Below are 18,722 nucleotides of genomic sequence, written 5' to 3'. Positions count from 1 at the left end.
TCGCCGGGCGCGACCTCGGCAGGCGGTTCGGGTGCAACGCCGGGGGCAGGCGCGCGCAAGTCGCCGATCGGCAGCAGCGCCACCCCGGTTCCCGCCTCCCCGGCCGGATCGGCGACGGCATCGTCATGCAACAGCAGCGCGGCGCCGCTGTGGGCGACCGTATAGGCCACCTCGGAAGGCGTGAGGTTCGGGTTGACCGGCACGAAGACCGCCCCGAGCCGGGCGGCGGCATAATAGCAGAACATCAGCTCCGGCCGGTTCTGGCTGTAGGCTGCGAAGACCGATCCCCGGCCGATCCCCCTCGCCCGTAAGTGGCAGGCTGCCAGCTCCACCGCGTCGAGAAGCCCGGCATAGGTCAGCATCTCGCCCTCGAATACCAGCGCGGGGCGTTGCGGTCCCCGTTCCGCTGCCTCGACAAGGGCAGCGAAGACGGTCCGGGCGGAGGGCGTGTCGGTCATGGGCTCACCGGAACGGATCAGGAGGCCGGGGGAAGCCGCGCGTCCTGACGGCGGGCTTCCTCGGCCAGGGTGCGGAAGGTCGCGCCGCGGGCCTGCATGTGGTCGATCAGCCGCCCCAGCATGTCGATGCGCGGGCCGCGACCGATGATCTGGGGGTGCATGGTCAGGGTGAACACGCCCTCCGGCACATGATCGTGACACCAGTCGAACTCGGCCCGCCAGCAAGCCAGAACCTCTTCGGGCGTGCGCATAGGCCCGTGCAGCGGCTTGTTCAGGAAGGTGAAATACGGGAAATCGTCCAGCTCCCACGCGACCGGCATCTCCACCAGCGGCGTGGGCCTGCCGGGCTGGAGCATCTCCTGATCCACGCGGTCGCCGGTGCGGGCGCGGTAGGGGGTGAAGTCGTCGGCCATCATGCTGCTGTCGTAGAGAAAGCCGCGCTCGTTCAGCAGGGCCACCGACTCCGGCGAGAGGTCCCAGGCCGGGGAGCGATAACCCATGGGACGGAACCTTTCCCCCAGAGCCTCGCGCAGGCGGGCAAGGGCGCGGTCCAGAAGCCGCGCCTCCTCGCCCTCTGCCAGACCGACCGGGGTTTCGTGGCAGTCGCCATGCACTCCAATCTCATACCCTTCCGCCAGGATGCGCCGCGTCTCCTGCGGGTAGGACACGGCGGTATGGGCGGGCACGAAGAAGGTGGCGCGCACGTCCTTGCGCGCCAGAAGCTCCAGCACCCGCGGCAGGCCGACCATCGTGCCATATTCGCCGCGCGACACCGGCGTCGCGCTGGTCTGCCGGAAGCTGCCGACCCAGAGCGACACCGCGTCGAAATCGAAGGAAAGGCAGACGGTGGTCATGGCAGAAGGTCCGAGCAGGTCATTTCGCCGACCATCCACCGTCGGCCGTGAAACACTGGCCGGTGACATAGCTGGCCGCGTCCGACAGCAGGAAAGCGATGACTCCGGCAATCTCGTCCGCCCGGCCCTTGCGCCGCATGGGGACGGCGCGGCTCAGCCAGTCCGGATCGGTTCCTACGCCACCCATCGGCGGCGCGTCGGGGCCGAGGATGCGCTGCGAGTTGCCGCGCACGTTGGTCTCGATGGCGCCGGGGCAGACTGCGTTCACCGCGATGCCATTGCCGGCGTAGTAACAGCCGAGATGCTTCGTCAGCCCGACCACCGCATGTTTCGACGCGGTGTAGGAGGCTCCATCGGCCATGCCGACCAGCCCGCCGACCGAGGCGACGTTGACGATGCGCCCCGCGCCCGCGGCGACCATGTGGCGTAGCGCGGCGCGACAGGCGAAGAAGGTTCCGCGCAGGTTGACGTTCAGTATCTGGTCCCACAGCGCATCGGTGGTGTCGATGCCGCTGGCGAAGCCGTCGAAGATTGCGGCATTTGCGATCAGCCCGTCGATGCGGCCATGGTCGCGTACAGCTCCGTCGACCAGCGCGTCCACCTGGGCGGCATCGCGCACATCGGTGCGGTGGAATTCGGCCTGGCCGCCGGCCTCGGCCACGGCCTTCAGGGTGGCGGCGCCCTCGTCCTCGAGGATGCCGCCGATCACCATCCGCGCGCCAGCGCGCGCCAGATGGAGCACAGTGGCACGGCCAATCCCGGTCTCGCCTCCCGTGATGACGATGGTGCGATCTGCAAATTCCGACATCTCGGCTCTCCTGTTCGATCCGGGAGTCGATATCCCGGGCTGGGATTGGCCGGGCGTCCTCGCCAGGCCGAAAAGGTCAGTGTTTTCACTCGGCGGTGCCGGCTTCGCGTCCAGGCCCCACGGCAAGGACTTCGGCTTCGACCAACAGCCGTTCGTCGTAAAGCCCGGCCTGAACCATCACGCTGGCGGGCGGGCAGCGGGGATTAAAATATCGCAGCCGAACCGCACGGAACGCCGACATGAATTCCGGATCGTAGGATTTGACGTAGCTCTTCATCTGTACGACATGCTGGAAGCCGAGACCGGCGGCGGCGAGCGTCGCCTTCAGGTTCTCGAACAGCGCCACCACCTGGTCCTCCGCCGAGGACATGACCGGGTCGCCGTCCGGGCCGGTGCCAACATGGCCGGTGGAGGCGAAGAGGCCCGTCGCGCGATCCAGCACCCCCATCGAGACACCGGGCCAGCTTTGCCCGGGCGGATTGATTGCAGTGAGCGTCATGGGTCGTCCTCCGGGTTGCCTGCTGGTGGCGATGCACAAGGCAACCACCCTGCGCTGCGAACCGATGATACGGATAAAAATACCCAATGGTCAACAATTCAGGTCTGAGAATCGGTGCATACTGAGGGTATCGGCATGAAAATTGACCAAGTGGGTATTTTAGACTACTTGGTATGTACATGAGTTGCAGGGGGCCATGCTGGCGTCGCGAATCAACTTCACCTCGCCCCGAGCCGATTGCAACACCATCCGTCCGGCGTCAGCGCGCAGCTTTGGCCAAACGTCCGATCAAGGAACCGTCCAATGACCAAGTCCACGCCCTCCCACTGGGTTTCCGCCGTCAGCGACATCACGCCCGAGGACATCTTCATCCGTGGCTATCCGATGCAGCAACTGATCGGCCGCCTGCCTTTTTCGGCCATTGCCTTCCTCCTGATCCGCGACCGTATTCCCACGCCGGGCGAGGCGCGGATGATGGATGTTATCCTGTCCTCGATCCTGGACTATGCTTTGCAGAAGTCCGGCACAGTCGCGGCGCGGGTCATCGTCTCGGTCAATCCCCGGATGACCGCCGGCCTCTCGGCCGCAATGCTCGGCGCGGGCGAGTATGCAGTCTCGCCTGAGGATACTGGCCGGTTCATCTCCGATGGTCTTGCCACCTGGAAAGGCTCCGGCATCCCGGTCGAAGAGCATGCAACCGGATTGGTTGCCGAGTTGCGAGCCGCGAAGAGGCGGGTGCCGGGCTTCGGCCATCCGGTCTTCCGTGGAACCGATCCACGGGCCGAACGGCTGCGCGTCATCGCGATCGAAAACGGCGTCTGGGGCGAGGCGAACGAATGGTATGCTGCGGTTCACCGCGCATTTCAGGCGGCGGCGAACAAGCCCGACCTGGTGATGAACGATGTCGGAATGCTAGCCGGGATCATGACCCAGATGGGCTTTACCCCGGCCGAGATGACCGGGCTCGCGCTGCTTTCGACCTTCCCCGGCCTGGTGGCCCATATTTCCGAGGAATTGCAGTCCGGTGCGATCAACCGGATCATCCCCGACGATCAGGTGACTTACGCCCGCGTTCGCCGCGACATCGCTGCAGACGCTGCGGCGGTGGGCTGGCCACTGGACAAGTGATCGTCATCTGGGGCTGTAGAGCCAACGATCGCGCATAACCACTGCCCTGCGGCTTAGAACAAAGGCTTGACCGCCACGCTCATCTCAGGCGGGACATCCGCCAACCTGATGCAGCATGCCAGGCGCGAGGTGGCTTCGGTCTCGTCAAAGGCCGAAAGAATATCCAGTTCGGAACCCTTTGCCGCCGGCAACAAGTCGGCTTCATTCTTTTGCAGCACGATATGACAGGTGCCGCAGACGGTGTTTCCGCCGCACTCACCCTCGATCCCCGGGATATTGTTGCGCAGAGCGAGTTCCATCAGGGTCGCCTCGCCTTTGGATTCGACCTCGAATGTCTCACCATCGACGTGAAATACTACAGTTGCCGTCAACTTCCCAGAGTTTGACCAATGAGATCGTATTTCATACTGTATTGATTTTACTGCATACCAGTTGGTATATTCATCGTCAATATCGCCATCAAGCGCGATTGGAGACGGAATGCTCAAGCCACCCCGCAGCCGATGGGTAACATTCCGTCTGAAACCGGCTGTACAGGGCGATCCGTCCGATCGGGCGAAGGCCGCCAGCCCAGCCAGCCACCGCGCAAAAGCCGAAGATCAGTCGCGCAACCGATGCCACGCTGACACGCGACTACTATGTCTCGCCCGACATCTTCGAGAAGGAGGTCCGGCAGATCTTCTTCAAGCAGTGGAGCTATGCCGGCCAAGTGTCCCGGATCCCGAACATTGGAGACTTCTTCCTGCACAGTTTTGCCGGGGAAAATCTGATCATCGTGCGCGAAAGCGCCGAGAGCATCCGGGCGCACTTCAATGTCTGCAAGCATCGGGGCTCGCTGCTGACCGAAGCCCCTTCGGGCAATGTGAAACGCTTCGTCTGTCCCTACCACCAATGGACCTACGAACTGGATGGCCGGCTCAAGCGCGCACCGATGATGCCCGACGCGGAATGTATCGATTACGAAAAGCTGTCGCTGAACATGGCCGCGGTCGAGGTCTGGGCCGGGATGATCTTCATCAACCTGTCATCCCACCCCGAACAGACCCTGGCGGAGACCCTCGGCGACCCGCCTGCCGGGCTTCTGAAGCTCGAGCCCGAAAGGCTAAAGGAAGTCTGCCGCGACCGGCTGCTGGTCAAGGCAAACTGGAAGACCCTGCTGGAAAACTACCTTGAATGTTACCATTGCGCCGGTTCGCACCCGGAACTGGGCGTGGCCTTCGACATCCAGTCCTCTTATGACCAGACGGCGGATTGGGGCGGCACCTGCTTCCTTGGTGGCGAGCCGCTGCGCAAGGGCTTCGTGACGGATGACGGGCGATCTGGTCAGCAAGCCCCTCGGCAGACACGCCGAGGATCAGACGCTGGAGCTTGAGGTGGCCGAGGGTCTGGGCCTGCTGCCGGTCCTGACGCGCGTCCTGTTCCATATCGACCATGCGATCATCCATGTGATGAATCCGCTTTCGGTCGGTGAGGTCGTATGGACGAGCTACTGGTATGTCCGCGACGATGCGGTCGAGGGCCAGGACTATTCGGTCGACAAGGTCGCCGAGGTCTGGCGCGCGACCAATGCCGAAGACAAGCAGCTGTGCGAGCGCAACTACAAGGGCGTGCTGTCGCGCACCTTTGTTCCAGGTCCGCTGAACCCGCGCGCCGAAGGTGCCCTGCGGCCTGTGCTCGACATCTATCTTAAGATGATGGACGAGTGAGCCGCCGGGCCTGAACCCGGCGGCGCTTTCCGCCGATGCGACCGGACAGCGTGGCTGGCCGGGTCAGCCGAAAACTGCCACGGGCGCCCCGATCAACGCTTCGTCGGGCACCACGCCCAGCCCGGGCAGATCCGGCGGCGCCACGCGTCCGTTCGAGGGGCGGGCGCCCTGACCCGGGCAGATGTCCAGCGTCACCAGATCCTGGCAGCTCCAGGTTCCGATCAGGCGGTTTTCCGGCACCGTCTTGGCGAATTGCGCGGAGATAGTGTCGCTCAACGCGGTTCCCGCCATGCACATGACATACATAGACAGGTCGCAGGACAGCAGCACGTCGCGGATGATCCGCGCCTTGGTATAGCCGCCGACCCGCGCCAGTTTGATGTTTACCGCCTCGCAGGCCTGGTCCGAGATCGCGCGCAGCACGGTCTGCAAGTCGCCCAGACATTCGTCGAGAGAGATCGCCTGCCGGGTCTTCCCGCGGACGCCGAGGCATTGCTCGTAGGTGGCGCAGGGCTGCTCGAAGGTGATGTCGCCTTGGGGCACGCGGTTCATGATGGTGATGGCTTCCAGCGGGCTCCAGCCGCCATTCGCGTCATAGACGTTGCGCTCTTCCGGCAGCCGCGTGCTCTCGAAAGCCTCGATGACCTTGCAGTCGGTGGCGATGCCCTGTCCCATCTTCACCGAGAAGGTAGAGACGCCTTCGGCCCGCAACTTGTCGCGGGCGGCGACCATCCCCTGCGGCGTGTCGAGATGCAGCGAGGCCGAGAGCAGGGGAGCGGGCTCCTCGCTGCCGCCGAGCATGTCATGGAGCGGTCGGCCCGCCCATTTGCCGACGATGTCCCAGATCGCGAAGTCGATCAGGGCCTTGGCGTAGGAATGGCCGGCGAGCTCCTGGTCCATGGTCCGGTAGATCTGCTCGGGCTTCAGCGGGTTCTCTCCGATCAGTGCCGGCGCGATGTCGGTCACCGCCGCCCGCACCCCGCCGGGAAAGGCCGCCAGATAGGACGACCCCCAGGGGCAGACCTCTGCCCAGCCGGAAAGCCCCTCGTCGGTGTCGATCCTGATGACCGATGAGCCGAAGCGATCGAAGCGGCGCCCGCGGGACAGGAAATGCGGCTTGGCCAGCGGCAGTTCGAAGGCGTGAAGGGCGATGCGCGTGATTTTCATTCCGGACTCCTGTCGAAAGGTTGCGTGGGTGCCGGAACCGGCCGGCTCAGGACAGCAGGCTCTCCTCGAGCGGATAGGTCGAGATCGGCTCGGTGCCGTCCGCGGTCACCAGAACCTGCTGCTCAAGCTTGACGCCATCCCGTTCGCCCACCGCGCCCATGTAGCTTTCGACGCAGAGAACCATGCCCTCCTCGATGACGCCGTCATAAGGGGTCGGGCCGCGGAAGACCGGGTTCACACGGGGGAATTCGTCGGTCATGCCGACACCGTGCAGGATGCAGACATAGGCGTTCTGGTGGAACTCCTCGGGCACCGGCCAGGCTTGCGCCTGAAGCTCGGACAGGGTCACGCCCGGCCGGATCAGGCGGGTGTTGTAGTCGACCTCGTCATGCGCCAGCCGGTAGAGCTGCTTTTGCCGTTTGGTGGGCTTCACCGGCCCGCAATGAAAGGTTCGCGAGATATCGGCGAAATAGCCGAACGGCCCGACCATGTCGGTGTCGAAGCCGACGAGGTCGCCCGCCTCGATCCGCCGCGGCGAGGCTTCCTGGAGCCAGGGATTGATCCGCGGCCCGGAGGCGAGCATGCGCCCGTTGTGCCAGTCGCCGTTGTTCGCGAGGTTGGTATAGTTCAGCAGTCCCCAGAGCTGGAGTTCGCTGACTCCCGGCTGCAACGCCGCCTTGACCTGCGCGATGCCGTGCTCGGCAACCTCCACGGCCCAGCGGATGCAGGCGATCTCGTCGTCGGATTTGACGATCCGCGCGGCTTCCGAGACGTTGACCCCGTCGATGACCTCCAGCCCGCGCTGCAGCAGGGCCTGGGTCAGGCTCGGATTGACATATTCGATCGCCACCCGGCGGTTGTCCGACCCGATCTCGGACAGGAAGTCGCTGACATCCTTCGCCAGCAGGCGGGCGTTCTCGCCCAGTTCCGTCGCGCCGTCGAAATAGGTGTTCGCCCGGCCGGTGCGGACCTCGTCTGCGCCCGGCGGATGGCCATAGGCGTTGTAGACCACGACCGGCCCCTCGACCGGGACGAAGGCATAGGTCGTGTGGGCATGGGCCTGCCACAACTGGTATGTGCGGTAGTCGACCGCGTATCGAAGCGTAATGGGGTTCACCAGCATGACCATCGCTGCCCCCTCCCGGCGCAGGGCATCGCGGATCCGGCCCAGCCGGTAGGCGAACAGCCGATCCTGGTCGATCTCGGGCAGGGGCCGGAATCGCGACAGGTCGGCCCAGTCGTCCGAGAGGATTCTACTGTCTGGCGTCATCTGCTCCCCTCCTTGCTCCGGGCCCGTGATCCTCACGCCGGGACGGTGGCTCCGTTTTCCTTCAGGTGCTCCGCCAGCCCGGCGATGGTCGGTGTGCGAAACATCTCGATCACCCTGAGCGACCAGCCATGGCGCACGTTCACTCGACCGCAGAGTTCCGCGGCAAGAAGGGAATGTCCGCCGAGGGCGAAGAAATCGTCGCCCATCCCCACCTCCGGCACCGCCAGCACCTCGCACCAGGCGCGGGCAAGCGCCGCCTCGACGGCATCCCTGGGCGGGACACGTTCGGTTGCCGCCAGAAGCCGGTGCTCATGGCCGGGCTTCGGAAGCGCCTTGCGGTCGATCTTGGAGTTGGAGCGCTGGTCCAGCGGCAGCGACCGCAGCGGCACGACGAAGGCCGGGATCGCGTAGTGGGGCAACCGGGCCTTGAGGAAGTGCCACAGCCGTGTCGACCAGTCCTTGTCGGCCTCCGCCACGACATGGGCGACCAGATGGTCCGGTCGCCCGGTCGCGCTGTCCATCGCCACATCGACGACCGCATTCCGTATCCCGGGGAAGTCCAGCAGGGCCTGCGAGACGACGCCCAGCATCACGCTGTAGCCACGCAGCTTGACCATCGAATCGATACGTCCGAAAACTTGCAGATCGCCGTTCGACAGCATCCGCCCCTTGTCTCCCGTCTTGAACAGGAGGCCTGCTTCGGGCCGGAGAGGGTCGGGAACGAAGCGGGCCGCGGTATTCGCCGGATCCTTGAAATAACCCGCGGCCAGGCTGTCTCCGCCGACATGGATTTCGCCCGGGATGCCGCGCGGCAGCGGCTGACGGTTCTCGTCCAGAACGTAGATTCTCTGGTTGGCCTGCGGGCCGCCGGTCGATGCGACCTTCTCGAGCGCCCCCAGAATGGCGGGCGTGACCGGCCGGGACGCGGCATCATGGGTTTCTGCGCAGCCGTAGGCCTGGGTCAGCGTGCAATCGGGAAGGACGGCGTGGAACTCGCGGATCAGCGCCGTTGGGACCACTTCACCGATGATTGTCACGTTCCGCAACGAAGCGAGCTGCCTCGCATGGTCGAGACCGGGTGTCTGCAGGATGCGCCCCAGAAGCGAGGGCGAGATCGTCATGCGCGTGATCCGGTTCTCCCTGATGAAGTCGGAGAAGGGTGCTGGATCGAAGATGATGTCGTCGGGCACGATGTAGGCAGCAGCACCCTTCAGGATCGGCAGCCAGACATACCAGATGAAATAGACGTTGCAGGCCTCGCGTTCACCCGGTCCGTAGGGGGCGGTGGCGTAGCGGTGCCAATAGGCGTTGAGCGAGGCGCGGTGGGTCTGGCAAATGCCCTTCGGCGCGCCGCTGGTGCCCGACGACATCGAGACGAAGGCCAGGTCGTCTGCCGCCACTGCGGGCAGGACGGTGTCGATATCGCGGAATGCGTCGATCCCCAGGGCACTCGGCCAGCCGGCGTCGAGCATCACCCAGGATCGGCCCTGACGCGCCGCCTCGGGGACGTTCTTCAACCATATCTCCCGGGTCAGGAAAATGCGGGCGCCCGAGGCCTCGGCAAAACGCTGCAATGTCTCGGGCGGATAGGCGGTGTCGAGCGGCATGAACACGCCGCCTGCCTTGTTGATCGCCATCAGCGCGATGACATGGTCGGCGCAGCGCTCCATGAATATCCCGACGAGGTCTCCTTTCCGCACCCCCTTGTGGATCAGCCAGCGCGCGAAGGCATCGGTCAGGCGATCCAGCTCGGCATAGCTGTAGCGTTCATCCCGGTACACCAGTGCCGTCGCATTGGGCGTCGCCGTGGCTTGGCGGGAGAAGACCGCGTGCATGCTGGCGCGCGGATACGCCACAGTGATGCCGTCCGCGACGGAAGGCGGGAACTTGGCCAGGTCGTCCCTCAGCCGGTCGACGATGACGGCCATGAGGTCGGCCCGCCGGTCGCGCGAATAGAAGTGGTTTCCCGGTAGGGTGAGGTGCTCGAAACCGGCGTCCGTGTGTTTCGACCAGCCTTCCAGTTGTTCCGGCGTCAGCAGAATGTCCTGCTCTCCGCGGATCGCCGTGACGGGAACCGGGAGGCTCGGCTCCGGGCGGTAGGTGTAGGTCTCAGCGATCTCCAGATCCGCGCGCAACACCGGCAGCATCACCGCGCGCAGATCCTTGTCGGCAAGCGATTTCTCGTCGAGCATGCCGGCATCCCGGACCAGCCCCTGGAACAACTCGTCATCCGGCGCACGGTGCAGCGGCCGATCCGGGTTCCACCAGACGATATGGGGCGCCACCATGCCGGAAGCGAACAGCCGGGCCGGAAGCGGCAACCCGGCACGGCGCAGATAACGGATGACCTCGAAGCAGACCAGCGCTCCGATACTGTCGCCGAACATGGCATAGGGCCGGTCCAGATACGGGGTCAGCCCGGCCACGATCCCGGCGACCGCCGTATCGAGATCGCGTAAGAGCGGCTCGGATCGCCGCGCGCCACGGCCGGGAAACCCGACCGCAAGCACTTCAACCTCGTCGGGAAGCAGATCCGGCCAGGCCTCGAAATAGGTCGGGCTCCCGCCGGCATGATGTACGCAGATCAACCGCAGTCGCGCCCCGGGCCGCGGCGTCGGATTGACGACCCAGAGCCCCCCGACCTTGCCCGCACCGTTTTCTGGGATATCTGCTTCACCAGCCATGGCATGGCTCCTTCTCTGTTTCAGGGTCACCGCCCGCATCGCCCAGCCAGCGCAAGCGAACCCCGCCTGGTGGGCGCGTTCCTTTCACCGCCACCGCCAGACGCAGGTCTGGTCGGGGCGCCAAGAGCGAGAGCCACCAGGTGCGGCCAGCTATGGCGCGGATGAGACCGCCCGGCGTCCTTGAAGAGTGCAGGTCGGAGGCATCCATCCGGCCACCCTCGGGATCGATGTCCAGCCCCAGGCCCAGTGCCTTGCCGATGGCTTCCCTGAGCGTCCATATCTCGATGATACGATGCCCCCTGTCGCGCGCGCGCCCGACCGCCTGCCGCTCCACGGGGCCGAAGGTCTGCAGGACGTAGTCGAGCCTGCACGGGTCATAGCGAAGATGCTCGATGTCGATGCCGATGTCGGCGCCGTGGCACAGAGCAGCCGCCATCACGCCGTCCGTCCTGGAAAGGCTGATGCGCTGCGACACTGCCGCAGGCGGCGAGGACACGAACGGCCGTCCTCCGCCGTCATGGTCAAGTGCGATATTCTCCGGCCGGCAGCCGGCGGCTTGGCCGAGCGCCTGCCGCAGCAACTGGTGGCTCGCACCCCGCAGCCGCGCCCGAACGGTATGCGCCGGCGCTGCGTCCACCAGCCAGATTTCTGCTGCACGGCGGCCGGCCGCACGTCTCCGATTGATCACGGCTGTCGAGGCTGAGCTCATGCCGTCCACACTCCCCGACCGAATGGTCTATTCACGATCATACCATCGGCCGGAACCCGGGCTCATCACCGTTCGGTCGAGGCGGATGTTGAAATTCGCACGGATCCTTGCATCGGTTTCATCGTCGATGTGCCGGGGGAAATGCGTCGAGAGCGTCTTTCGCACCGTCGCGCGTGCGCGTTCGCGCATATCGGTCGCGCCTGCTGCCTTCCAGCCGCCGATGTTCTGCCGGTCCGCAACGTGGGGATAGTAATACTCGGACTCCATCAGCTTCAGCGTCTGGGCATCCCCCAGGAAATGGCCCACGCCCTCGACCGCTTCGCGGATGTGTTCCAGCCCGAGCGTATCGTCATTGACCTCGATTCCGCGGATGGCGCGCAGGACGTTGCCGAGCATGTCGTTGTCGATGACGAAGGCCTCGTAGCTCGAGGCGATCACGCTGGCCAGGATGCCCGCCGCCTCATAGACCAGATTGGCCCCGGCAAGCCCGGGCATGACTGTGAGGAAGCCCTTCTCCCAGCCGGACTGCGCGTCGGGCAGCTTGGAATCGGACATGCCGGAGGCGATCCCGGTCGGGATGTCGAGATATCGGCCAAGTTGCGCCGCTGCCGCCGCGAGGACGGCGAATTCCCCGCCGCCCCCGATGAAGGCGCCGCTGCGCATGTCGGTCACGAAGGGCCAGTTCCCGAACAGCACCGGGTGGCCGGGCTTGAGGAGATTGACATAGGTCAGCGATGCGAGAACCTCGGCATGGCCCTGCGCCAGGTGTCCGGCCAGCGCCGCGGGGCTGGTGGCGCCCGATTGCGGCACGGAGACCATGATCGCGGGCATGCCCTCCTCGACTGCGGCTGTAAGAACCTCGCAACCCTCGGGCGAGAACTTCAGCGGGGAAACCGAAACCACGACGATCGCCTGCGCGAAGGGCCGTTCGCGGAACCGTCCTTCGCCGCCGAGCGACATGTCATACATCCGAATCGCCTCGCGCAGATGCTCGGCCTGGAAGAAGCTGGTGACGATGTGCTTGGAGGTTCCGCTCATCACCGCATAGGCAGTGTTGATGTCCAGATCGCGCGCCTCAGGAAGATCATTGGCGATGCATTGGCGAATCACGAAATGCAGGTTGTCGAGCCTGTCCTCTAGCCTGGAATAATCGTAGAGGTCCTGCAGCAACGTCTGGCGAAAATCGCCGGTGTTGATGTCGAGCGCCTGGACCGTGGCGCTGCCCCCGGTGTAGTAGACGCGCCCGCCCGACACATACATGTCGTGCTTGGGATCGCGCCCGTGCAGGGTGAAGTTGCGCCCTGCCTTCGCGATGGCATCGCGCACCATGCTCTTGGGGAAGCACAGTCGGTTGTGTTCGTTGACCCAGCCGCCGTTGGCGCAGATCAGGTCCCTCCAGCTTTCGATATGGTCGCCCATGCCGATGGTCTCGAGAATCTCGAGGGCGGCCTCATGCACCTTCTCGAGATCCGGCTCCTTCAGCGGCTTGTAGGTCCCGCCCTCGAACCCACCCCGGACGGGCGCAAGATCCCCGGTCGGCGTCGCCTTACGATGGGCGTGGCGCGCCGCGCGCCCGCCAGTGGCGCGGCTGCGTTTTTTGAGGAGTTCGGACATCTCGTTGGCCTCTCGGTTCGAGGGAGGCTTCCGTCACGGCCATCGGCCGGGGCAGAGCCCGGTGCAGGTCATCGTTGCCTTTCAAGTGCGGAAACTGTCCGCAGAGGCAAAGTTTCAAACCCTTCGGTATGTAGGACACTATCGGGCACTTCCGACCTGTCAACAAATAAATTCGACTCCGCAGTCCAAATCTTCCAACGCCGATCCGCCGGGCGGTATGGGGATGAATAGATTCCCTGATGTCTAGCAAGATGGCTTTTGGATGAAACAATCAGACGTAGACGACAAAAAACTTGACGCATTGGTCGAATTACATGCTAGATCATTCTGGGCAGTCGCCCGGGCGGGGGCCCGACCCTTGCCAACAAGAACACCTTACCGACAGGGAGAGCTTGCAATGAGTCTGCCAAGAAGTGTGAAGACCAGCGGTGTCGCCGTTGCTTTTGCCCTGATGGGCGCGAGCATGGCGGCGGCCGACTGCGGAAAAGTCTCGATCACCAACATGAACTGGGCGTCCAGCGAGGTTGTCACCGCCGTTTCCAAGTTCCTCATGGAGCAAGGTTACGGCTGTCAGGTTACGGCCGTCCCGTCCTCCACAAACCCGGCGCTCGCATCGGTCGCCGAAACGGGTGAGCCGGACATCCTGACCGAGATATGGATCGATTCCTCGCCCGCCTATCCGCCGTTGCGGGACGAGGGCAAGCTTATCGAAGTGACCCATGTCCTGAGCGATGGCGGCGAGGAGGGGTGGTGGATTCCCACCTATCTCGCCGAAGAGCATCCGGAACTGAAGACGCTCGACGGCATCCTGGCAAACCCCGATCTGGTCGGCGGGATGTTCAATAACGGTCCCGATGGTTGGGGTGCGCGCATCACCAACGAAAATATCGCGCAGGCGGCGGATCTCGAGGGCCACGGCATCAAGATGTTCGCGCACGGCTCGGGAGAAACACTCGCCGCCTCGATCGGTGCGGCCTATGCCGACAAGAAACCGTGGTTCGGCTACTACTGGGCCCCCACTTCGGTGCTGGGCAAGTATCCGATGGCCAAGGTGGAGATCGGTCCGTTCGACGCGGCAGTCCATCTGTGCAACACCACGCCGGAATGTGCCACGCCTGGCCTCTCGAACTACCCGACCGGGAAGGTCGTCACCGCGATCACCCCGGCCTTCCAGGAGCGGGAGCCGGCCATCGCCGAACTGATGTCGAAGGTGAGCTTTACCAACGAGCAGATGGGCACCCTTCTGGCGTGGCGCGAGGAGAACAACGCCTCCTCGGACGAGACTGCGGTCTATTTCCTGACGAACTACAAGGATGTCTGGAAAGACTGGCTGGACGACGCCGCGCGGGAAAAGCTGGCTCCGCTGCTGCAATAGCCCTGACCGCCGTCATGTCCGCCGGTCAGGGATCGGCGGACATGACCTTCTTTCGATCGAGCAACTCAACGGTGCCGACATGGGCTCATATAGCGCAGTCTTCGATTTTCTCGGTCTCCGCGCCTGGTGCGATGAGAGTGCCAACGGCACGGTAAGCATGAACGATCTGCTCGAGAAGATGGGCGGCGGCCAGGACGGCTCCTCCCTGCTTTCCCTTCCTTTCCCGTCGCTCGACGTTCTCAATCAGAGCTGTAGCCACATGCCGAGGACTCGCGATCTCACCGTCGGGATCGAGAATCTGTTCCTCTGGGCGCGGGGCGGTCTCAAGTCCGTGCTCGATCCCGCAACGCAGCCGTTGTCGTGGCTGCTGGATGGCGCCATCCACATCGCGACGACGATCCCCTGGTGGATTATGCTGCCGGCGATCGTGGCGCTGAGCTGGCAGGTGACACGTTCGCTAAAGATCGCCGCCCTCGTGCTTTGCAGCCTTCTAATCCTCGGCTTCGTCGATCATCTCGATGCCGCCATGCAGACACTCGCCATCATCTTCGTCTGCACCGGCACCAGCGTTTTGATAGGCGTGCCGATCGGGATCGCCATGGCCAAGTCGGACCGGCTCCAGCGGTTGATCACGCCTCTTCTCGATCTGCTCCAGACGCTGCCTACCTTCGTCTACCTGATCCCGCTGATCTTTCTCTTCTCGGTGACGGAATCCAAACTCTATGGCATCGCGATCATCTCCTACGCCATCGTGCCCGTCATCCGCCTTACCGACCTCGGGATCCGGCTGGTTGATACCGAAGTCATCGAGGCTGCCGACGCTTTCGGCATGACCTCGCGCCAGAGGCTTTTGAGGGTCGAGCTTCCGCTGGCAATTCCGAACATCATGGCCGGCATCAACCAGACCATCATGATGAGCCTCGCGATGGTGGTCATCGCCTCGCTGGTCTCTGCTCCGGGCCTGGGAATCCTGGTGCTGCGAGGGATCAACAATCTGGATCTCGGCGTCGGAGTGGTTGCCGGGCTGGGCATCGTCCTGCTGGCGATCATGCTCGACAGGACGTCGAAGGCCGCCCTACTTCGCACCGGAGGTCATGCCGCAACCTCAAGGGGAGGCCGGCAGTGACGGCCTTTCCGAAAATCCAGATCCGCAGTCTCTACAAGATCTTCGGCGCGACCCCCCGCATGATGGTTCCCCTCGTGCAGGACGGCCTCGACAAGGCCGGGCTTCTGGAACGGATGAACCATGTTCTCGGACTGCAGGATATCAACATAGATATCCGGGCGGGGCAGATCACGGTGATCATGGGGCTTTCCGGATCTGGAAAATCCACTCTGATACGGCATCTCAACCGGCTGGTGGAGCCGACATCGGGGGCGATCCTGGTCGACGGGCAGGATATCACCACGTTTTCACACGGCGACCTCGTGCAGTTGCGCAGGACCAAGATGTCGATGGTGTTCCAAGGCTTCGGTCTGATGCCGCACCAGACGATCCTGCACAACACCGCGCTGCCGCTCCTGGTACGCGGCCTGCCGGCCGCTGACGCGGAGGCGCAGGCCCGCCAATGGCTCAAGCGAGTGGGGCTGGACGGCTTCGAGGCCCGCCACCCCCACCAGCTGTCCGGAGGCATGCAGCAGCGGGTCGGCATTGCACGGGCTCTAACCTCGAATGCCGACATCATGCTGATGGACGAGGCGTTTTCCGCGCTCGATCCGCTGATCCGCAAGGACATGCAGGACCTGTTGCTGGAACTGCAGAAGGAATTGAAGAAGACGGTTGTCTTCATCACCCACGATCTTGACGAGGCGCTGAAGCTGGCGGATCACCTCGTGATCCTGAAGGATGGACGGACCATCCAGCAAGGGGATCCCCAGCAGATCGTCCTGAATCCCGCGGATGACTACGTGAACGACTTCGTGCGGGACATCAACCGCGCGAAAGTCATCCGGGTACGATCTGTCATGTCGCCGATGGTTCCGGGCATCAGCTATTGCGGCGATATCGGCGGCGAGGCGAACCTCGAGCAACTCATTGCGGCATCCGGCGGCGATCCTGCCCATCAGTACCGCGTCGTCGACCAAGGCGAGCCAGTCGGCCATATCCGGTTGCTCGATGTGCTGAAGGCGCTTCTGCCACATGACGCTGCACCGAGGCACTGATGTCGAACCTCGGGCAGGGTATCTGAATGGTTGATCCGCTCCAATGACAGACCAGTTCCATCAGTTCGACCTCGATACGCTGCTGCCGCAAAAACCGCGCAGGGAAGGGTGCGCTCCGGGTCACAACCTGTCGGTCGCCGCCTTCGTGGCGGACGGGTTTTCCCTGCTGTCGCTCGCCTCGATCAGCGAGGCTCTGGCGCTGGCCAATGGTGCCACCCGCGCCAGGCAATGCAGGATCGAGACCCTGGGCTTCACCTCGCACAATGTGACCTCGCGCTCCGGCACGATCATCAGGACCGATCGTGTTCTGCCCGAGGGCCTGCAGGATTTCAGCCTGGTCACCTTGTTCGACCTTGTCGTGCTCTGCGTGGGACCGGAACTTGACAAGGAAACCTCGACGCTGGTGCACAGGCTGATCCGGATCTGCAAGCGAAGCCGGATTCCTGTCTGTCTTATCGGAGGCTCGATCCGCGAGGCCGCCCGTCAGGGATTGCTCTCGCGCTGCAGCACCCACTGGACGCAGGTCTGGGCGCTCCGTGAGAGTGAACCCGGCATCGAGGTTTCGGACACGATCTTCACCCGTGACGGTCAGGTCGTGACCTGCCCCGGTGAGCTTGCAGCACTGGACTTCACCATCGAGCTGATGAAAAGCCGCTTCGGTGCAGAGATCGCAGGCCATGTCGCCGCCAATCTTCTGGTCGATACGGTCCGTTCCGGCGATCGGCGACAGCCGGGAAGCGCACGGGACCGCTATCGTGGCATTCCGGCTGTTCTGTCGGAAGTGATCGCACTCATCGAAGAGAGCCTCGAGGACCAGCCGAGCATGTCCGCCATCGCGGCGAAGGTCGGTCTCTCGGTCCGCCAGGTCGAGAGATATTTCGTCAGGTTTCTCGGAACGTCTCCGGTACGGTTCCGCAGGGTCCTGCAGATGGACCACGCCATGCGTCTGCTCGAGCGCACCGAGATGTCGATCCTGGAAGTCTCCATTGCCTGCGGCTTCTCTGCGGCCTCGACGTTCAACAAGCACTTCCGGAAGGTCTATGGGCTGACGCCCAGCATGTGGCGCCTGTCCGGTTTCATGCGCGGCGGCAGAGAAGACTCGAAGGGCGGGTATGGCCGGCCGGCGCCGATGTCACCCGCGGTCGTCGCGGGCATAAGTTAAAGAAAGAAAGAGAAATCACGAATGGACGGTGGAAAGTCACTTGATCGCGCGGCGCTCGGCGTCGGGCCGAATGCGCTTTACTTCGACGAGTTCGAAGTCGGGCAAAACTGGACCACCCCGCGCCGCACCATCACCGAGGCGGACATCGTCATGTTCGCGGGCATGACTGGCGACTACAACCCCGTGCATACCGACGAGGAATTCGCCAGAAGCACCCCCTTCGGCACCCGCATCCTGCACGGGCCGGCAGTCTTTGCCATCGCTACCGGGCTGGAGTTCCGCCTGGGAATTAAGGAAGGCACCGCCATCGCATTCCTTGGCATGACCTGGGACCTGAAGGCGCCTGTCAAGATCGGCGACACCATCCACGTCTTCCAGCGAGTGGATGCGGTGCGCCCGACCAAGAACCCGGCGCGCGGCATCGTCAACCGGCAGCCTGAGAGGACGCGGGGCGCCTCGGCTGCATGGCGATGGCGCAGTCGAAGGGCGGTTATTGCCGTCGACCAGGACCGGATGCGCGGCAGATCGGGCGAAGTGGCAAAAGGTCAGCGAGAAGACTGAACCGTAAACCTTCTGCGTGCACAGGCCGATGCCGGAGTTGTTTTGAAAGGGCGCTTGAATGGGATTGGAACTCTGGCGCGGTTCGGTTCCGGACGAATGGCTCGACTACAATGGCCACATGACCGAGCATCGCTACCTTCAGGTTTTCGGCGAAAGCTCGGATGCGCTCTTTCAACGGATCGGAGTCGATCTTGCCAATGCGGCAGAGCGGGCCTTCTACACGCTGGAGACCCGCATCAGCCATCTCGCAGAATGCAGGGTGCGTGCCTCACTTTGGACCGCGACCGAAATCCTGGCCTATGATGAAAAGCGGCTTCATCTCTATCACCGCCTGTTCGGTAGTGATGGCAAGCTGCTGGCGATCGGAGAGCATCTTGCGGTCCATGTCCGCCACGGCTGCGTTACTCCAGCCGCGCACGAGATGCAAAATCGTATCGCCGGGATTTATGCCGCAATGGCCAACGAGCCATTGCCTGAGGGAGTGGGGTCGGTTTTGAAGCGGCCCTTGGCCGTCAGCCGCCATCGGGGTTCCTGACCCTGCGGCCGCGGTCTCTGTCCTTGTGG

At 63.9% G+C, this 18,722-nt stretch carries 19 protein-coding genes; 9 read left to right on the top strand and 10 right to left on the bottom strand.

Features of this window, described 5'->3' with window-relative positions:
• The 4 genes from ACE3P6_RS02365 to ACE3P6_RS02350 all read right to left on the bottom strand — a co-directional run.
• Nucleotides 1–458, bottom strand: a 458-nt coding sequence (locus tag ACE3P6_RS02365) for an AMP-binding protein (protein ID WP_374391350.1), incomplete at its 3' end; no start/stop codon positions are given.
• 17 nt (nucleotides 459–475) lie between these two features.
• Nucleotides 476–1,312 carry a polysaccharide deacetylase gene (locus ACE3P6_RS02360; RefSeq protein ID WP_374391349.1) on the bottom strand — a complete coding sequence of 279 codons (837 nt, stop codon included), beginning with the start codon at nucleotides 1,310–1,312 and terminating at the stop codon, nucleotides 476–478.
• A 19-nt stretch (nucleotides 1,313–1,331) separates the two neighbouring features.
• Nucleotides 1,332–2,120, bottom strand: a complete 789-nt coding sequence (locus tag ACE3P6_RS02355) for an SDR family NAD(P)-dependent oxidoreductase (protein WP_374391348.1) — start codon at nucleotides 2,118–2,120, stop codon at nucleotides 1,332–1,334.
• An 85-nt stretch (nucleotides 2,121–2,205) separates the two neighbouring features.
• Nucleotides 2,206–2,619, bottom strand: coding sequence for a RidA family protein (locus ACE3P6_RS02350; protein ID WP_374391347.1), 414 nt, complete (start codon nucleotides 2,617–2,619; stop codon nucleotides 2,206–2,208).
• Nucleotides 2,620–2,922: 303 nt separating this feature from the next.
• On the opposite strand from ACE3P6_RS02350, the gene ACE3P6_RS02345 reads away from it, so the two are divergent.
• A complete protein-coding gene (locus tag ACE3P6_RS02345) occupies nucleotides 2,923–3,747 on the top strand; it encodes a citryl-CoA lyase (RefSeq protein ID WP_374391346.1) in 825 nt (274 codons plus the stop codon).
• Nucleotides 3,748–3,800: 53 nt separating this feature from the next.
• On the opposite strand, the gene ACE3P6_RS02340 is transcribed toward ACE3P6_RS02345, so the two are convergent.
• Nucleotides 3,801–4,235 (bottom strand): 2Fe-2S iron-sulfur cluster-binding protein, encoded by a 435-nt coding sequence (locus ACE3P6_RS02340; protein WP_374391345.1) that lies wholly within the window; start codon nucleotides 4,233–4,235, stop codon nucleotides 3,801–3,803.
• Nucleotides 4,236–4,276: 41 nt separating this feature from the next.
• Between ACE3P6_RS02340 and ACE3P6_RS02335 the strand changes: the two genes are divergently transcribed.
• Together ACE3P6_RS02335 and ACE3P6_RS02330 are read left to right on the top strand one after the other, a co-directional pair.
• Nucleotides 4,277–5,119 (top strand): Rieske 2Fe-2S domain-containing protein, encoded by an 843-nt coding sequence (locus ACE3P6_RS02335; RefSeq protein WP_374391354.1) that lies wholly within the window; start codon nucleotides 4,277–4,279, stop codon nucleotides 5,117–5,119.
• Nucleotides 5,055–5,453 carry an SRPBCC family protein gene (locus tag ACE3P6_RS02330; protein WP_374391344.1) on the top strand — a complete coding sequence of 133 codons (399 nt, stop codon included), beginning with the start codon at nucleotides 5,055–5,057 and terminating at the stop codon, nucleotides 5,451–5,453. The genes ACE3P6_RS02335 and ACE3P6_RS02330 overlap by 65 nt, the downstream gene beginning before the upstream one ends.
• A 63-nt stretch (nucleotides 5,454–5,516) precedes the next feature.
• Here the strand turns inward: ACE3P6_RS02330 and ACE3P6_RS02325 are convergent, their stop codons facing one another.
• Genes ACE3P6_RS02325 through ACE3P6_RS02305 form a run of 5 tightly spaced genes read right to left on the bottom strand, consistent with a single transcriptional unit; the run spans nucleotide 5,517 to nucleotide 12,897 of the window.
• Nucleotides 5,517–6,620 carry a mandelate racemase/muconate lactonizing enzyme family protein gene (locus ACE3P6_RS02325; RefSeq protein ID WP_374391343.1) on the bottom strand — a complete coding sequence of 368 codons (1,104 nt, stop codon included), beginning with the start codon at nucleotides 6,618–6,620 and terminating at the stop codon, nucleotides 5,517–5,519.
• Between the two features lie 46 nt (nucleotides 6,621–6,666).
• Nucleotides 6,667–7,890, bottom strand: a complete 1,224-nt coding sequence (locus tag ACE3P6_RS02320; RefSeq protein WP_374391342.1) for a M24 family metallopeptidase — start codon at nucleotides 7,888–7,890, stop codon at nucleotides 6,667–6,669.
• 32 nt (nucleotides 7,891–7,922) lie between these two features.
• Nucleotides 7,923–10,574 carry an AMP-binding protein gene (locus ACE3P6_RS02315; RefSeq protein ID WP_374391341.1) on the bottom strand — a complete coding sequence of 884 codons (2,652 nt, stop codon included), beginning with the start codon at nucleotides 10,572–10,574 and terminating at the stop codon, nucleotides 7,923–7,925.
• Nucleotides 10,564–11,283, bottom strand: coding sequence for a 4'-phosphopantetheinyl transferase superfamily protein (locus ACE3P6_RS02310; protein ID WP_374391340.1), 720 nt, complete (start codon nucleotides 11,281–11,283; stop codon nucleotides 10,564–10,566). The genes ACE3P6_RS02315 and ACE3P6_RS02310 overlap by 11 nt, the downstream gene beginning before the upstream one ends.
• Before the next feature lie 27 nt (nucleotides 11,284–11,310).
• Entirely contained in the window at nucleotides 11,311–12,897 is a 1,587-nt protein-coding gene (locus ACE3P6_RS02305) for a trimethylamine methyltransferase family protein (RefSeq protein ID WP_374391339.1), read from the bottom strand.
• Nucleotides 12,898–13,294: 397 nt separating this feature from the next.
• On the opposite strand from ACE3P6_RS02305, the gene ACE3P6_RS02300 reads away from it, so the two are divergent.
• The 6 genes from ACE3P6_RS02300 to ACE3P6_RS02275 all read left to right on the top strand — a co-directional run bounded on the left by ACE3P6_RS02300 (nucleotide 13,295) and on the right by ACE3P6_RS02275 (nucleotide 18,693).
• Nucleotides 13,295–14,272, top strand: a complete 978-nt coding sequence (locus ACE3P6_RS02300) for an ABC transporter substrate-binding protein (protein WP_374391338.1) — start codon at nucleotides 13,295–13,297, stop codon at nucleotides 14,270–14,272.
• A 79-nt stretch (nucleotides 14,273–14,351) separates the two neighbouring features.
• Entirely contained in the window at nucleotides 14,352–15,398 is a 1,047-nt protein-coding gene (locus ACE3P6_RS02295) for an ABC transporter permease (protein WP_374391353.1), read from the top strand.
• Nucleotides 15,395–16,435, top strand: coding sequence for a betaine/proline/choline family ABC transporter ATP-binding protein (locus ACE3P6_RS02290; RefSeq protein ID WP_374391337.1), 1,041 nt, complete (start codon nucleotides 15,395–15,397; stop codon nucleotides 16,433–16,435). Before ACE3P6_RS02295 ends, ACE3P6_RS02290 begins: the two co-directional genes overlap by 4 nt.
• Before the next feature lie 43 nt (nucleotides 16,436–16,478).
• Complete coding sequence (locus ACE3P6_RS02285; protein WP_374391336.1) at nucleotides 16,479–17,597, top strand: GlxA family transcriptional regulator; 1,119 nt, start codon at nucleotides 16,479–16,481, stop codon at nucleotides 17,595–17,597.
• Nucleotides 17,598–17,618: 21 nt separating this feature from the next.
• On the top strand, nucleotides 17,619–18,158 hold the full coding sequence (locus ACE3P6_RS02280; RefSeq protein ID WP_374391335.1) for a MaoC/PaaZ C-terminal domain-containing protein: 540 nt from the start codon (nucleotides 17,619–17,621) through the stop codon (nucleotides 18,156–18,158).
• A 58-nt stretch (nucleotides 18,159–18,216) separates the two neighbouring features.
• Nucleotides 18,217–18,693 (top strand): thioesterase family protein, encoded by a 477-nt coding sequence (locus ACE3P6_RS02275; protein WP_374391334.1) that lies wholly within the window; start codon nucleotides 18,217–18,219, stop codon nucleotides 18,691–18,693.
• The last annotated feature ends 29 nt before the right edge of the window (nucleotides 18,694–18,722 follow it).

The organism is Tabrizicola sp., from assembly GCF_041911175.1.
GTDB lineage: Bacteria > Pseudomonadota > Alphaproteobacteria > Rhodobacterales > Rhodobacteraceae > Tabrizicola.
The sequence above is the reverse complement of the archived record's forward strand: the minus strand, read 5'-3'. Positions and strand labels throughout refer to the sequence as shown.